The 14,982-nt window shown below is 70.2% G+C and carries 13 protein-coding genes; 9 read left to right on the top strand and 4 right to left on the bottom strand.

Annotation, left to right across the window (positions count from 1 at the left end; translation table 11 throughout):
* Positions 1–177: 177 nt before the first annotated feature.
* The gene (locus ACFU9P_RS28675) at positions 178–1,716 is read right to left on the bottom strand and encodes a S1C family serine protease (RefSeq protein WP_384086222.1); all 1,539 of its coding nucleotides are present in this window, start codon (positions 1,714–1,716) and stop codon (positions 178–180) included.
* A gap of 392 nt (positions 1,717–2,108) precedes the next feature.
* Here ACFU9P_RS28675 and ACFU9P_RS28680 point away from each other — a divergent pair, with 392 nt between their 5' ends.
* The 3 genes from ACFU9P_RS28680 (at position 2,109) to ACFU9P_RS28690 (ending at position 5,041) form a co-directional block, all read left to right on the top strand.
* A complete protein-coding gene (locus ACFU9P_RS28680; RefSeq protein WP_376383162.1) occupies positions 2,109–2,909 on the top strand; it encodes a glycerophosphodiester phosphodiesterase in 801 nt (266 codons plus the stop codon).
* Between the two features lie 299 nt (positions 2,910–3,208).
* A complete protein-coding gene (locus ACFU9P_RS28685; protein WP_384086404.1) occupies positions 3,209–3,817 on the top strand; it encodes an ATP-binding protein in 609 nt (202 codons plus the stop codon).
* Between the two features lie 258 nt (positions 3,818–4,075).
* Entirely contained in the window at positions 4,076–5,041 is a 966-nt protein-coding gene (locus tag ACFU9P_RS28690) for a DUF5926 family protein (protein WP_384086225.1), read from the top strand.
* Positions 5,042–5,484: 443 nt separating this feature from the next.
* Here the strand turns inward: ACFU9P_RS28690 and ACFU9P_RS28695 are convergent, their stop codons facing one another.
* Both ACFU9P_RS28695 and ACFU9P_RS28700 read right to left on the bottom strand, forming a co-directional pair.
* Positions 5,485–6,108: a hypothetical protein gene (locus ACFU9P_RS28695; RefSeq protein ID WP_384086228.1), complete on the bottom strand. Its 624-nt coding sequence runs from the start codon at positions 6,106–6,108 to the stop codon at positions 5,485–5,487.
* Between the two features lie 347 nt (positions 6,109–6,455).
* The gene (locus ACFU9P_RS28700) at positions 6,456–7,133 is read right to left on the bottom strand and encodes a bifunctional DNA primase/polymerase (protein ID WP_376383276.1); all 678 of its coding nucleotides are present in this window, start codon (positions 7,131–7,133) and stop codon (positions 6,456–6,458) included.
* A gap of 737 nt (positions 7,134–7,870) precedes the next feature.
* On the opposite strand from ACFU9P_RS28700, the gene ACFU9P_RS28705 reads away from it, so the two are divergent.
* Together ACFU9P_RS28705 and ACFU9P_RS28710 are read left to right on the top strand one after the other, a co-directional pair.
* Positions 7,871–9,367, top strand: a complete 1,497-nt coding sequence (locus ACFU9P_RS28705; RefSeq protein ID WP_384086231.1) for a PP2C family protein-serine/threonine phosphatase — start codon at positions 7,871–7,873, stop codon at positions 9,365–9,367.
* A 159-nt stretch (positions 9,368–9,526) separates the two neighbouring features.
* Positions 9,527–11,002: an aminopeptidase P family protein gene (locus tag ACFU9P_RS28710; RefSeq protein WP_384086234.1), complete on the top strand. Its 1,476-nt coding sequence runs from the start codon at positions 9,527–9,529 to the stop codon at positions 11,000–11,002.
* A gap of 48 nt (positions 11,003–11,050) precedes the next feature.
* On the opposite strand, the gene ACFU9P_RS28715 is transcribed toward ACFU9P_RS28710, so the two are convergent.
* Complete coding sequence (locus tag ACFU9P_RS28715) at positions 11,051–11,569, bottom strand: ATP-binding protein (protein WP_384086237.1); 519 nt, start codon at positions 11,567–11,569, stop codon at positions 11,051–11,053.
* 240 nt (positions 11,570–11,809) lie between these two features.
* On the opposite strand from ACFU9P_RS28715, the gene ACFU9P_RS28720 reads away from it, so the two are divergent.
* From ACFU9P_RS28720 to ACFU9P_RS28735, 4 genes are all read left to right on the top strand, one after another.
* Complete coding sequence (locus ACFU9P_RS28720; RefSeq protein ID WP_384086240.1) at positions 11,810–12,661, top strand: hypothetical protein; 852 nt, start codon at positions 11,810–11,812, stop codon at positions 12,659–12,661.
* Between the two features lie 176 nt (positions 12,662–12,837).
* On the top strand, positions 12,838–13,629 hold the full coding sequence (locus ACFU9P_RS28725) for a YcnI family protein (RefSeq protein ID WP_384086243.1): 792 nt from the start codon (positions 12,838–12,840) through the stop codon (positions 13,627–13,629).
* A 167-nt stretch (positions 13,630–13,796) separates the two neighbouring features.
* Positions 13,797–14,453, top strand: a complete 657-nt coding sequence (locus ACFU9P_RS28730; RefSeq protein WP_376383179.1) for an SCO family protein — start codon at positions 13,797–13,799, stop codon at positions 14,451–14,453.
* On the top strand, positions 14,450–14,968 hold the full coding sequence (locus ACFU9P_RS28735; protein WP_384086246.1) for a copper chaperone PCu(A)C: 519 nt from the start codon (positions 14,450–14,452) through the stop codon (positions 14,966–14,968). Before ACFU9P_RS28730 ends, ACFU9P_RS28735 begins: the two co-directional genes overlap by 4 nt.
* Positions 14,969–14,982 lie beyond the last annotated feature (14 nt).

Raw genomic sequence — 14,982 nt, forward strand, 5'->3', positions numbered from 1 at the left:
CGAAGAGGGCGGGATGGGAGAGGGACACCCGCTAACTGGGATGTCGGGCAGGCGGTGACGAGGAACGAAACAAAGAGAGCCCTGCCGAAAAGAGGAACAACGGGAGACCCGCCCCCCCCCGGCCCCCCCGCCTTCTGGCCTGCTACGGGCAGGCCCGTCAGTTCTCGTGCCCGCTCGTCAGTTCTCACCCTTGCGTTCGCCCAGGGTCACCTGGACCGTGGCTTCCTTGCCGTCGCGCTTGTACGTGAGGGTCACCTTGTCGCCCGGCTTGTGGGTCCAGATCTGGCCGATCAGGGTGGGGCCGCTGTCGATCGGGGTGTCGTTGAACTTGGTGATGATGTCGCCCGCCTTGAGGCCGGCCTTCGCGGCCGGGCCGTTCGGGGTGATCGCCGGGGTGCCGCCCTCGCCCTGGGGCGAGATGGTGGCGCCTTCGCCGCCCTCGGCCATCGTCACCGTGGCACCGATCAGGGGGTAGACCGGCTGGCCCGTCTCGATGAGCTGCTCGGCGACGTTCTTCGCCTGGTTGATCGGGATGGCGAAGCCGAGGCCGATCGAGCCCGCCTGGGACTGGCCCAGGCCGCCGCTGCCCGCCGACTGGATGGCCGAGTTGATGCCGATGACCGCGCCACGGGCGTCCAGCAGCGGGCCGCCGGAGTTGCCCGGGTTGATGGAGGCGTCGGTCTGGAGGGCGCTCATGTACGAATTGCTCGCCCCGGAACCGTCACCCGAGGCCACCGGGCGGTTCTTGGCGCTGATGATGCCCGTCGTCACCGTGTTGGACAGGCCGAAGGGCGCGCCGATCGCGATCGTCGAGTCGCCGACCGCGACCTGGTCCGAGTTGGCGAGCGGCAGCGGGGTCAGTCCGGCGGGCGCCTTCTTCAGCTTCACCACCGCCACGTCATAGCCCTGGGCCCGGCCGACGACCTCGGCGTCGTACTTGTCGCCGTTCGAGAACGTCGCGGTCAGGTCACCGCCGTTGGCCGCGGACGCCACCACGTGGTTGTTGGTGAGGATGTGGCCTTCCTTGTCGTAGACGAAGCCGGTGCCCGTACCGCCCTCGCCGTTCCCGCCCTGTGCCTCGATGGTGACCACGCTCGGCAACGACTTCGCGGCCACCGCGGCGACCGTGCCGGACTCACGCTTGATGTCCTTCGGGGCGTCCGCCGCGGCGACCGTCGTCGAACCGCTGCCACCGCCGTCGCTGCGCTCCGCCGCCCAGTAGCCGACTCCGCCGCCGATACCGCCCGCGACCAGCGCGGCCGCGACCACGGCGGTGATCAGCCCGCCCTGCCGCCTGCGCGGCGGCTTGGAACCGTCGCCGGGAACCGGGTCGCCCCACTGCGGCCCGTCGCCACCGCCTCCGTACGAGCCGCCATCGCCGTACGAACCACCGCTCCCGCCGCCGGTCCCGTACGAGGGGAGTACGGGCGGGGGAGGCGGCCAGCCGGCATCGGCCGCCGCGTGCCCGGAGGCAGGACCAGAACCGGAGGCAGGACCAGGCCCGGAAGAAGCCGGACCCGAACCGGAAGCCGGACCCGAACCGGCCCCGGAGGCAGAACCGGAATCAGCCCCAGGAGCCTGCTGCCCCTCCCCATGCGCCTGCCCGTCCCCATGCGCCGACTGCGCCGACGCGGGCGTGGCCCGGGGAGCGGCATCCGGCACGGGAGGTACGGACGGGGCGGCGTCGGCCGCAGTGCCCTCGTTCTCAGTGCTCACAGCTCGTTCTCCTCGGTTCCGCATCAGTCTTCGGCAAGCGTCCCGCAGAGTCCCGCCCTGCGAGTTCCGCGGTTGTGCACATCGGTCGCGCACGTCAGTCGGTCGCACGTCAGTCGGTCGCACGTCAGTCGATCGCGCACGTCGGTCGACCGCACAAGTCAGTCCACCGCGCATGTCGGTCGATCGCGCACATCAACCACGCACGTATCTGCGGTCAGCTTTTCCCACAGCACGTCAGACCACTGTAAGCAGGACCTGTGTGTCAGTCCGCCGCCCTTTACTTCGGACACTTCACATAAAACGATTGCATCGTGATCCGATCAGCCGCAGAACCCCGTCCGTTCACCCGCCTACTCCGCCTGCCTACCCCGTCTCGATGACACCATGACGCGGTGACTCAAGCACGACAGCACAGCATCCAGGTCGTCGCCCACCGAGGAGCCTCGGAGGACGCGCCGGAGCACACCCTGGCCGCGTACACAAAGGCCATCGAGGACGGCGCCGACGCCCTGGAATGCGATGTACGGCTCACGGCCGACGGCCATCTCGTCTGTGTCCACGACCGCCGTGTGAACCGCACCTCCAACGGCCGCGGCGCCGTCTCCGCCCTGGAGCTGGCCGATCTCGCGACGCTCGACTTCGGCTCCTGGAAGGACAGCGAGGAGAGCCCGGACTGGCGGGACCGCGAGTTCACCTCCGTACTGACGCTGGAGCGGCTGCTCGAACTGGTCGCGGACGCGAGCCGGCCCATCCAGCTCGCCATCGAGACCAAACACCCCACCCGCTGGGCCGGACAGGTGGAGGAACGGCTGCTCAACCTGCTGGGCCGGTTCGGGCTGAACGATCCGGAACCGGGCGAATCGGCCGTACGGATCATGAGCTTCTCGGCGCGCTCGCTGCACCGGATCGCGTACGGCGCGCCCCGGCTGCCGACCGTCTATCTGATGCAGTTCGTCACACCCCGGCTGCGCGACGGGCGGCTCCCCGCCGGCGCCCGGATCGCGGGCCCCGGAATGCGGATCGTCCGCAATCACCCCGGCTACATCGCGCGGCTGCACAGAGCGGGCCACCGTGTCCATGTCTGGACGGTGAATGAGCCGGAAGACGTCGATCTCTGTGTACGTCTCGGAGTCGAAGCGATCATCACCAATCGCCCCAAACAGGTGCTGTCCCAGTTGGGCCGCCTTTCCTGACATTCACCGCGCCACCGCGCCCATTCCCGTACCCACGCCTCGACAAAGCGGTGCGAATCACCACCAAATATCCGATGACTGGGAGTGCACCGGCGCATTCGGTCCGTATCCGATCGTCATGAGTGCGTCAAAGGGCTTCTCCTGGCCGGTTTCCGGTCCAGGCCATTCGGGCATCCAAACGGTGGCGTGGGGCAAAGGAGGTCTCGGGGGTGGCGTTTGTGGTGGCACAGGAGGTGCCCACGTCGTCGAGCATGGCCGTTCCCCATGGCCCTGCGGGCGTGGGGGAAGCACGGCACCGGATGCGGGAGCAGCTCAGCCGCAGCGGGGTGTCGGACACGGTGGTCGACGATGCCGTACTGATCCTTTCCGAACTGGTCAGCAATGCCTGCCGGCACGGCAGACCGCTGGGGCGCGAGCAGATCGGCGACGGTGACATCCGTGCGGCCTGGCGCGTCGACAAGGCGGGGCGGCTGATAGTCGAGGTGACGGACGGCGGTGGCCCGACCCGGCCCATACCCGCGACGCCCTCGGTGACGGCCCGCGGCGGCCGCGGACTGAACATCATCTCGGCGCTCGCCCAGGAGTGGGGCGTACGGGACAGCGAGTCGGGCGAAGTCACCGTGTGGGTGATCGTCTCAGCGATACACCACCGCGACGATTACGCTACGCGCGTCACAGGCCCAGGATCGGGAGCAGGATCCGGTACGAGCACGGCATCGGGTGCGAGCACAGGATCGGGTACGGGTACGGCCCTGGCGCCCGGCAGAAGCGCGGCCGGTGCGTGCGCCGAACTGGACGCGATCGACGAGCTGGACGCGATCGACGAGTTGGACGGGCTCGACGGACTGGAGAGCCTCAGCGGCCTGGACCGCCTCGCCTTCGCGGACCCCTTCGACGACGCGACCTGAACGGCCGCCCGCGGCGAAGCCCGTACCGTACGGCAGCGGCACCGGCAGCAGCACCGGCCCGCCTCCGTACGCCCGCACCGCCTCCCGTACGCCCGCAGCACCGCCCCGTACCGCCCCCGCACACACGACGTACGCCCAACGTACGCACCACCGCGCCCCGCACCGACCCTCCCGCGCGTCGCGTAGCGCCCCCCGCCCTGCCCGTACGGCTAGGCTCGCGCCGACATCGCACCGCCGCTAACGGGAGAAAGCCACACCATGGCCAAGAAGCGCCCCCAGACGAAGGCCGCCACGGCGCAGCTCAAGGACGGACCGATTCCGGTGGTGGGGGCCCGCGAGCCCTGCCCGTGCGGTTCGGGCCGCCGCTACAAGGCCTGTCACGGCCGGGCCGCCGCGCACGCCGTGACCGAGCTGGTCCAGCGCCCCTTCGAGGGCCTGGCCGGTGAGTGCGACTGGGTCGCCCTGCGCGAGCTGGTGCCCGCCGCGACCGCCGAGCTGACCCTCAAGGACGGGCTCCCCGAGGGTGTGCCGTCCGTGACGCTCGCGACCGTACTGCCCATGGCCTGGCCGGCGCTGCGCCGCGACGACGGCTCCGTACTGCTCGCGCTCCAGAACGACACCTCGTCCGGCGATCTGAGCCGCGATCTCGCCGATACGCTCCGGCGTGCGCTGACCGCAGAGCCCGGCAATCCGGTCGCCGCGCAGCGGGTGCCCGCCGACGGCCCGCGGCTCCAGGACCTGCTCGACCCGGACGCCGACTTCAAGCCCGTCGTGCACGCCGGGTTCGAATTCTGGGTGCCGGACGCCGAGAACGCCTCGGCCGAGGTCAACGCCTCGCTGGAGCGCGCCAACGCCGCCGCGATCCCGACCGTACTGCTCTCGGGCAGCGACGCCGCCTACTGGTGCGAGACCCCGGAGAAGAACCATCTGCGCTGGGTGATGCCGTACGACGAGGAGCCGTTGCTGGACGCGCTGGCCCGGCTGCACGCCGCCGGTACGGCGAGCCTCGGCGAGGGGACCCGGCTGGTCGGCTCCTTCCGGGCGCACGGGCTGACCGTACCGGTGTGGGACCTGCCGAGCGCGATGAGCGCCGAGGAGTGCGAGAAGCCGGCGGCGGAGTTCGCCGAGCGGCTGACGGCGGCGCTCGGCGTCAATGCGCCATTGACGGCGGACGAGCGCCGGGCGCGCGGCGGACTCACCAACCGCCAGGTGACCCTGAGCTGACTCACCGCGGCGGCGCCGGGCCGGCTCCCGGGGCTCCAGGCACGGGCGCCGGCCGCATCGTCACCGGACCACCGGATCGCCACCGGGCCGCCACCGGACCGCGTTCGGAGCGCCTTCGGGCCGCCGGAACGTTAACGGAACGTATCCGTCACCGAGTCCTCGGCCGCGTGACGTTCGCACGGCCGGCTGGTGACACCTGTCACATCAGGCCTCACACGCGCCCGTACCTGCCGGTAATTCATTGTCCGAATACACCGGATCGAATTTGCTAACTGCCGATCTCTTGTTACCGTTCTAAAAGCCCGGTCGCTGGTGCATCCCCCGTCGCCAGCGATCGGGCGTCCGCGTTCCCGGATGCGATCGGTACGCCAACAGGCCGCAGCAGCCCACGAGTTGCTCCCCACCAGCATCCCACCCCTGTCGCGGCCGCCGCCGGGCGGCAGTTACGAGTTGCTCCCCGCGCGCAGAAGCAAAGGCCCGATGTCCTCGCTGTCGCCCCCGGTCCGGGGCGCTGCCTGGGCCGTCGAGGCCGCGAACTCCGCGATCGCGGTGTACTCCACGAGCGCTCCCAGCGAGGGCTCACGCGGCGTCTGACAGGTCGCCGACCCGGCCGTCGCGGCGACCACGCACTGTGTCTGTACGGTGCGTCCGCGCGGGCCCATCAGGCTCAGCGCGGCGACCAGTTCATCGCCGGACGCGTTGCGGTAGTGGGTACGCGCCCAGGTGTCGCGCCCCTCGCTCAGTACACATGTCCGCGCCTCGATCCCTTCCGGAGAGGCGACTTCAGGCCCACATCGTTCACCGGCGCGTACGACCGGGTCTTCGGACGGAGCGGACGCGGAAGCCGCGTCCGTGGGCGAGGCGGACCCGTCAATTCCGGACAGGGACTGACGGCCCGGTCCCGGCTTCGCGTCGAGGTCTCCCGGTGCGGAACCCGTCCGGGATGCGTCGGCGGGTTTGACGGCTTCGCCGGGCCGGGCAGGATCGGAGGACCCGGCGGTGGCGGCCACCGGCAGAAGTACGGCGAACACCGCGACGGCGGCGAACCCGATCGCGCGAAGATTCATGGTGGGCCACCTGCCACTGCCGGAGATCGCTGACGGTGGCCGAAGATACCCACGGCACGGGCTGTTGAGAGGCACCGCGCGCACAGTCCCCGTACATGTCGGGGCAGCTCACACCCGTACGAGTGATGCGCGTGATGCAGTGGTACGAGCGACCGGCGCGCCGCCCGCGGGACGGCACACGGACGCGACCGCGCCGACCGCCGCCGGTGCGGCGGTCCGTACGCGATCCCGCGTCCCCGTTCGCTGAGCGCCGTTCACCGTCGCTGAGCGCGGTTCACCATGCGCCGTTCTTCATATGTCCGTACGTGTTCATCTGTCCGTACGTGGACGTGCTGGACCGGCGCAGATCAGTACGCGAGTCTGCTGCCGCCGTCCGGCGCGCTGGTGCTCGCCTCCACGAGCGCGTCCACGACCGCCTCCACATCCGGCAGCCAGGGCGCCGCCGAGCCCGCCAGCGGCCCGCGCTCCCAGCGGACCTGTCCGCCCGCCGCCTCGGAGGGCGGCAGTACGAGATAGCCGCCCTCGCCGTGGAACCGCAGCGAACTGGGCACCCAGGCCTTGGCGTAGAGCAGCTCGCCGAGCTGTTCGAGGGTGTACGGAGCCACCAGCAGCGACCAGCGCGTGGGCGTCGCGACCACAGGACCGAGCCGGATCTCCATCCGGTCCAGCTCCGCCAGCGCCCGCGCCCCGGCGACGGCCGGCAGGCTCACCGCGCAGGGCGCGCTGCCGCCGGTGGCCAGCACGATCGGGGCCGTGGGCCGGTTCCGCCACCACCAGCGCACCATCCGCTCATCGGTGGTGGCGGCGAGCAGCCCCGGGTCGAAGGGGTGTGCGCCGGGTACGGCGCAGTCGAGGTCGGGGCAGGCGCAGCCGCGCCCGCGCGTCCCGCGTCCGCCGGCCGCCGTGAGTCCGGCGCCCGGGAGTACGGGCCATCTCCACGCGGTGGCGCAGACGAGCGCCGTGTCGAGCTGGTCAGGCCCCCCCTTGCGCCGGAGCCTGCGTCGCCTTCCGAGGATCTCGCGCATGAGCGCTCGTTCCTTTCCGTTGAACGCCGAGGTCCACATGACACTGACACCATGTGTGTGCATCACTTCACCGTGCGTACCGCCGTGCGTATTCATCGCGTGACTCGTCAACACGCGCCGCCATGCACGGCCGTACACCGCCATGCACCGACACGTACCGTCGTATACCGCCACGCACCGCCGCATGACCGCTCCGTACCTCAGGGCACGGACAGACTTCTCCCGGCCTGCGGCGCGCCGCGCCGTTCCTGGGCCGAGACCGGACTGTCTTCGTTGAGCGTGTGGCGAGGGGTGGCGTGCGCGTGGCGCTTACTGTCCCGCTCTGTCCCGCTGTACTTTTCTCGCCACTCCGGGGGATGAGGCTTGGCCTACGGCGGTTAAGACGCCCGGTCCTGCCGCCAGGTTCCAGGGCGGTCCCAACTGCCCCTGTCCGTCACCGTTTACGTACCCATCACGTTCGGAATGACGCTCCACCCGGGTCGTACATGAACTCATCCCTGGAGGACCCCCTGTTGAGCTCCCTCAGTCGATCGCAAAACCTGACCCGGGGGGTAATTTTTTTGCCAACTTGAACGTCTCAGGACACCGGCCATCCGGACCGGACAATGCTGGACATTGCTCAAGTTGTACGTGTACATGTGGACACATAGGCAGTCGTGCGGAATGACGTAGGGGTTTGCGATGCTATGGAGTGAAACGCACCCGTCGGAAAGCCGACTGCCATGAGCGCCCCGAACATGCCGAAAGTGGCTGGAATCGATCCAACAGTTCCCGCTCCCGCGCACACTGCGCAGCCGCCGGCCGATCTTCCGGCCGCGCCCGGCGCGCTGATCCGGGACCGGCTGGCGGGCTGGGTCTCCGATCTGACCACGCTCCACGAGCTGACCGAACGCCTGGCCAGGACCGGCTCACTGGACGGCGCACTCAAGGAACTGCTGCGCGCCGGAGCCGCCCTCGTCGGTGCCCGCCGGGGGCTGGTCGTCTTCGAACCGGCCGACCGTCTGGGGCCCGCCACCACCCTCGGACTCGGGCTGGCCCACGCGGATCTCGGCCATCTTGAGACCGTGCCGCGCCGCGTCTCCTCGTACGGCGGGCTCCTCGACGGCACCACCGCGCGCAACGAACCGGTGGCCGCGCCCGATCTGTTCGGCGGCACGGATGTGGACCCGCGCCAGCGCGAGGTCGCGGTACGGCTCGGATACGGCGCGAGCTATGCCGTACCGCTCATCGCCGGAGCGGCTGCCGGCGCGGGTGCTGGTGCTGGTGCTGGTGGCGGTACGGGTGCCGGAGCCGCGAGCAGTGGTCGTACCGGCGCTGTTTCCGGACGGCTGGGGGCCGTTGTCTGGTTGTACGACGAACCCGCCGAACCGGTGGAACGGCAGCGCCATCTCGTCGGTCTCTACGCCCGGTACGCGAGCGAGCATCTCGCGCGGCTGCTGGAGCTGGAGCGGGCCCGTACCCGCGTGGCCACCATCGCCGAGGAACTGCTCCCCACCCGGCTCCCCCGGATCCCCGGGGTCCGGCTCGCCGCACGGCACCGCACCGGACCGTACGGCGGCGGCGACTGGTACGACGCGCTGCCGCTGCCCGAGGGCGCCCTGAGCCTGGCCGTGGGCTCCGTCAGCGGCTCCGGGCCCGGCGCGGTGGCCGCGATGGGACGGCTGCGCGCCTCGCTGCGCGCGTACGCCGTGATGGAGGGCGAGGATCCCGTCGCCGTACTCTCCGATCTGGAACTGCTGCTGCGGCTCACCGAGCCCGCTCGTACGGCCACCGCGCTGTTCGCGTACGCCGAACCGGCCCAGGGCAAGATCGTGCTGGCGGGAGCCGGGCACGCGCCGCCGCTGATCGTCGGGGACCGGCGCGCCGAGTTCGTGGAGACGTCCCTGTCCGCGCCGCTCGGGATGCTCTCGTGCTGGGAGGCGCCCAGCGTGGAGCTGTGGCCCGCGTCCGGCGAAACGGTGCTGCTGTATACGGACGGGCTGTTGCGGCGTACGGGCGACCCCATGGACCGCGCCTTCGCGCGGCTGCACAGCGCGGCGGCGAGCGTGCCCGCGTCCGCCAGGGAGGATCCGGGGGCGGTCGCCGACCATGTGCTGCGGACCGTACTGCCGCGCGGGCACGAGACCGGGCGCGGCCAGGGTGCGAGCGCAGGCGTGGGTGCGGGTGCTGGCACAGGTGCGGGGAAGGCTGAGGGCGCGGAGGATGTCGTGGTGCTCGCCGTCCGGTTCGACTGACAGCTTTCACCGACCGCTTGCACCCACCGCTTTCACCGACAGCTTTTTGACCGCTTTCATTCGCGGCTGATCGATTCCTCACAGGCGCCCGGGGCCGTCTTCCTCTCGCACATACGATGGGAAGGATGACCCGCACTGATAGTCGTACAAGGAGAAGACGTGGCTGACGAGCTCCCCCAGGAGACCCCGGAACCGGCGACCCCGGAGACCGAGGAAGAGCCGATCAAGACCAGGAAGAACGGTTTGTATCCGGGCGTGTCCGACGAGCTCGCAGAGATCATGAAGTCCGGCTGGGCCGACACCGAGCTGCACGGCCTGGAGCCCGTCCCGCAGGCCGCCCACACCGCCGCGCGCCGCGCCGCGCTCTCCGCGCGCTTCCCCGGCGAGCGTCTGGTGATCCCCGCGGGCAACCTCAGGACCCGCTCCAACGACACCGAGTACCCCTTCCGCGCCGCCACCGAGTACGCGTACCTCACCGGCGACCAGAGTGAGGACGGCGTCCTCGTACTGGAGCCGAAGGACGGCGGGCACGACGCGACCATCTATCTGCTGCCGCGCTCCGACCGCGAGAACGGCGAGTTCTGGCTCGACGGGCAGGGCGAGCTGTGGGTGGGCCGCCGCCACTCCCTCGCCGAGGCCGGACAGCTCCTGGGCATCCCCGCCAAGGACGTACGGAAGCTGACCGCCGCCCTCAAGGACGCCACGGGACCGGTCCGTAACGTACGTGGACATGACGCCTCCATCGAGGCCGCGCTGACCGACAAGGTCACCGCGGAGCGCGACGAGGAGCTGCGCGTCCATCTCTCCGAGGCGCGGGCCGTCAAGGACGACTTCGAGATCGGCGAACTGCAGAAGGCCGTCGACTCCACCGTGCGCGGCTTCGAGGACGTCGTGAAGATCCTCGACAAGGCCGAGGCGACCAGCGAGCGCTATATCGAGGGAACGTTCTTCCTGCGCGCCCGCGTCGAGGGCAACGACATCGGTTACGGCTCGATCTGCGCGGCGGGACCGCACGCCACCACCCTGCACTGGGTGCGCAACGACGGCGACGTACGCTCCGGGGACCTGCTGCTGCTCGACGCCGGGGTGGAGACGCACACCCTCTACACGGCCGACGTCACCCGCACACTGCCCATCAACGGCCGCTACAGCGAGCTGCAGCGGAAGATCTACGACGCGGTGTACGAATCGCAGGAAGCCGGTATCGCGGCGGTGAAGCCGGGTGCCAAGTACCGCGACTTCCACGACGCCTCGCAGCGTGTCCTCGCCGAGAAGCTCGTCGAGTGGGGACTGCTCGAAGGGCCGGTCGAGAAGGTCCTGGAGCTGGGTCTCCAGCGCCGCTGGACGCTGCACGGTACGGGTCACATGCTCGGCCTGGACGTGCACGACTGCGCGGCCGCCCGCAGGGAGGCGTATGTGGACGGGACGCTGGAGCCGGGAATGTGCCTCACCGTTGAGCCGGGGCTCTACTTCCAGGCCGATGATCTGACCGTGCCGGAGGAGTACCGCGGCATCGGGGTGCGGATCGAGGACGACATCCTCGTCACCGAGGACGGGAACCGGAACCTTTCGGCGGGGCTGCCGCGCCAGGCCGATGAGGTGGAGGCGTGGATGGCCGGCCTCAAGCAGGCCTGATCACTCTGATCACCGACTTACTGATGCGCGGAGGGCGCGCTGCTCGGGTCACATGGCCCTGAGCAGGGCGTCCTCCCGCCATTTGAGGATCTTGTCGAAACTGACCACCGCGCCGTGCCCGGGTTTGTTGCGGAAATGGACATGATCGGCGAGCTGTTCGATCAGACCGAGTCCCCGGCCGTTCTCGCAGGTGGGGGCAGGCGCGGGCGCGGGACGGCGGAGCACCCGCCGGGCGGGGAAGCCGGGGCCCGAGTCGGCCACTTCGATACGGCATCTCTCACCGTCCAGATACGCGGTGACGCGGTACGCCCCCGGCGCCTCGGCGGCCGGTCCGTCCGCGCCGGGCCCGCTGTCGCCGGCGTCCGCGGTGCCCCAGCCGCCCCCGCCGTCGGCACCGGCGCCGCCGTGCTCGACGGCGTTCGCACAGGCCTCGGTGAGCGCGACCGAGAGATCGAAGGAGACGTCAGGATCGACCCCCGCGGTCTCCATGGCGCCGAGCAGGAGATGACGGGCGAGTGGAACACTCGCGGCTTCGCGCCGCAAGTGGAGAGACCACCAGATGCTCATGCTCCAGCCTTTCTGGCTGTGGCTCGACATACCGATACGTATTGCCCCTCTTGGGGGGTCGTAAGCACGCGGTTGACGTGATAACGCTCATTCGGCGGACGCGAACGCGGCGCATGGCGGTGTATGGGGGCGCTGTACGGAACGGGCGCGGACCGGTGCACGGGCGGTGTATCGGACAGAGGGCGACCTTACGGACCTGCCCTACGGCGCCCGGAACCGCAGTGCGATGATGGCCCGGCCATGTCTGCTCGACTCGCACGCGCCGGAGCCGCTCCGCGGCTGCTGAGGGCCGCGGTGTTCACCGCGGTCTGTGTTGTGCTGTCGGCGACCGGACATGTGCTGGCCGCCTGCGCTCCGGTCCCCTGGTGGACCCTGCTCCTGGGCTTCGTGGCCGTCTTCGCGGTCGCCGCTCCGCTGGCCGGGCGTGCGCGCTCGACGGGGTCCATCGTGGTCGCCCTGACGGCTGGACAGCTCGGTCTGCACAGCCTGTTCGGCATCGGCCAGCAGCATCCCACCGTACCGGCGGGCACCGACGACGCGCTGATCAGGCTGGCCGCGAAACTCGTCTGCGGAGCCGGTCCCGCTTCACTCAGCGCCGTCGACGCACAGCGCATCGTGGCCAACGCCGGGCTCAACCCGGCGGGTTCGGGCGCGACGGCCGGTACGGGCTCAGATGTGATGGCGGGCGCTCATCAGCATATGGCGGGCATGGGCGTGCCTTCGGGCTCCGCTTCGGCTTCCGTACACGCTTCCGTCGAGGGGCTGCTGCCGTCGCTGCCCATGGTCCTCGGGCATCTGCTGGCCGCCCTCGCGACCGGCTGGCTGCTGCGCCGCGGGGATCTCGCGCTCGTACGGCTCGCGCAGCTCTCGGCGCAGGGCATCGGTGAGGTGACGGACAGCGCGGCGCTGCGAGCGCTGCGCGCCGCCCTCGCGCTCGTACGGGCGCTGCGCGCCGGGCTGCCCGGCGTACCCGCTGCTGCCGTACGCGCCCCGCGCACCTCGTATCTCACTCCCCCGGTGACGCCCGGGGAGACACTCCAGCACTCGGTGATCAGGCGCGGGCCTCCCGCCGTCCTCGCTCTCGCAGCCTGACGCGACGCATCCCTCCCGTCCGTCCGTACACCCCCGGCATGTCCGTACGCCATGCCCGTACTCCATGTCCGTACGCCGTGGGTTTTGCCGGACCGGGTGATGCCGCGCAGCCGTCGCGCGTCCGCGCCGCGGCCTTCGTCCGACCACCTCTTCATCACAACACCGTGGAGTGTTCCGTGTTCTCACCGTTCTCCGCCCCCTCCGGGTCCGCGGCCAAGAACCTCACGCGCCTCTCCGTCGCCGGCGGTATCGCCGCGACCGCTCTTCTGCTGCTGGCGGGCCCCGCCTCCGCGCATGTCAGCGTCCAGCCGCAGGGCGAGGCCGCCAAGGGCGGCTACGCCACGATCAACTTCAAGGTCCCCAACGAGCGGGACAACGCCTCCACCGTCAAGGTCGAGGTGAACTTCCCCACCGATCACCCGCTGGCGTCGGTGTCGCCGCAGGCGGTGCCCGGCTGGAAGATCGATGTCACCAAGAGCAAGCTGGCCAAGCCGCTGGAGATGCACGGCAATACGATCACCGAGGCCGTCTCCAAGGTCACCTGGACCGCGGACGGCGGCAAGATCGCACCGGGGTATTTCCAGCAGTTCCCCCTCTCGGTCGGGCAGCTTCCCGAGGACGCCGACCAGTTGGTGTTCAAGGCGATCCAGACGTACGACAACAAGGAAGTCGTGCGCTGGATCGAGGAGCCCAAGGAAGGCGCGGCGGAGCCCGAGAACCCCGCGCCCGTCCTGAAGCTCAGCGCGGCCACCGACGACGAGCACGGCGGGGCGGCCACGGCCGACAAGCCCGCCGCCGAGCCGGCCGCCGCGCAGGACAGCGCGAAGGCCGCGGACACCAAGACCGAGACGGCATCGGCGGACAGCAGCGACACGACCGCCCGGGTCCTGGGCATCGTCGGAATCGTCGTCGGCATCGCCGGGGTGGCCTTCGGCGTCCTGGCCGGCCGGCGCCGTACGACCGTCTGACCCGCCCCCATCGGCACTGCCGACCGCCGCACTTGACGCAACCGCGGCACTTGACGCACCAGGCAAGCGCCACGCTCCACGTATCCGAGGCGCCCGGGGCACGCGAGGCCGGAACTTCCCGGCCCCGCGTGCCCGGTGCCCGTACTCCACAACCGGGAACTCTCTCCATGCGCAAGAAGACCCTGACCTCCGCCGCCGCTCTCGCGGTGACGGCGGTCCTCGCCCTGACCGCCTGCGGCAGCGGCGACGACCCCGCGAAACCGATCGCCGAAGTCTCCGTCCAGGAGAAGACCAAAGCGGCGACGGTGCTCGACCAGCCCTTCAAGAAGCCGGACCTCGTCCTCAAGGACACCAAGGGGCAGAGCTACGACTTCCGCGAGCGGACCAAGGGCAAGCCGACGCTGATCTACTTCGGCTACACCAACTGCCCGGACGTCTGCCCGCTGACGATGAGCAATATCGCCATCGCCAGAAAGGCACTTCCCAAGGCCGACCAGGACAAGCTCCAGGTCGTCTTCGTCACCACCGACCCCGAGCGCGACACCTCGGCGGAGCTCGCCAAGTGGCTGCCCAGCGCGGGCGACCCCTCCTTCATCGGGCTCACCGGCGACTTCCCCACCATCCAGGCGGGCGCGCGTCAGCTCGGCATCGGGATCGACCCGGCGAAGAAGGAGAAGGACGGCAGCGTCGTCTCCATGCACGGCGCCCAGGTCATCGCCTTCTCGCCGAAGACCGACGCCGGCTATGTCCTCTACGGCGAGGACACCACCGCCGACGACTACGCCAAGGATCTGCCGAAGATCATCAGGGGTGAGACCCCGTGAACCGCCGCGCTCCGCTCGCGCTCGCCGCCGGACTCACCGCCACGCTGGCGCTGGCCGGCTGTTCGTCCGACTCATCCGTATCCACCTCCGGATCTGCCTCCGGGTCCGCCTCCAACTCCGCTTCCGCGCAGGGCGGCTCGTCCGAGCGGCCCCAACTGTCCGTCAGCGGCGCCTATATGCCCGAGCCCGTCAGCGATCTCGCGGCCGGTTTCGTCGTCGTCACCAACAAGGGCGGCACCGCCGACAAGCTCACCTCCGTCACCGGGGACATCTCCGACGACATCACCATCCACAAGACCGAGAACCAGAAAATGATGGAGGTGACGTCCTTCGACATCCCGGCCGGCGGAGAGCTGGATCTCGAACGCGGCGGCAGCCACATCATGTTCATGAATCTCAAGCACCGCCCCCGGCAGGGGGAGAAGGTCCGTATCGAACTGCGCTTCCAGAAGACCGCCCCCATCACGGTCGAGCTTCCCGTGAAGGAGACCACGTACAACCCGGCCCAGCAGTGAGGGACTGAGACGCC

It is taken from the genome of Streptomyces sp. NPDC057617 (assembly GCF_042800555.1).
GTDB lineage: Bacteria > Actinomycetota > Actinomycetes > Streptomycetales > Streptomycetaceae > Streptomyces.

Excerpts from the sequence above, each read along its gene's own strand:
- ACFU9P_RS28685 (WP_384086404.1), top strand. The coding sequence starts at position 3,209 with ATGCGGGAGCAGCTCAGCCGCAGCGGGGTGTCGGACACGGTGGTCGAC.
- ACFU9P_RS28690 (WP_384086225.1), top strand. The coding sequence starts at position 4,076 with ATGGCCAAGAAGCGCCCCCAGACGAAGGCCGCCACGGCGCAGCTCAAG.
- ACFU9P_RS28695 (WP_384086228.1), bottom strand. The coding sequence starts at position 6,108 with ATGAATCTTCGCGCGATCGGGTTCGCCGCCGTCGCGGTGTTCGCCGTA.
- ACFU9P_RS28700 (WP_376383276.1), bottom strand. The coding sequence starts at position 7,133 with ATGCGCGAGATCCTCGGAAGGCGACGCAGGCTCCGGCGCAAGGGGGGG.
- ACFU9P_RS28705 (WP_384086231.1), top strand. The coding sequence starts at position 7,871 with ATGCCGAAAGTGGCTGGAATCGATCCAACAGTTCCCGCTCCCGCGCAC.
- ACFU9P_RS28715 (WP_384086237.1), bottom strand. The coding sequence starts at position 11,569 with ATGAGCATCTGGTGGTCTCTCCACTTGCGGCGCGAAGCCGCGAGTGTT.
- ACFU9P_RS28720 (WP_384086240.1), top strand. The coding sequence starts at position 11,810 with ATGTCTGCTCGACTCGCACGCGCCGGAGCCGCTCCGCGGCTGCTGAGG.
- ACFU9P_RS28730 (WP_376383179.1), top strand. The coding sequence starts at position 13,797 with ATGCGCAAGAAGACCCTGACCTCCGCCGCCGCTCTCGCGGTGACGGCG.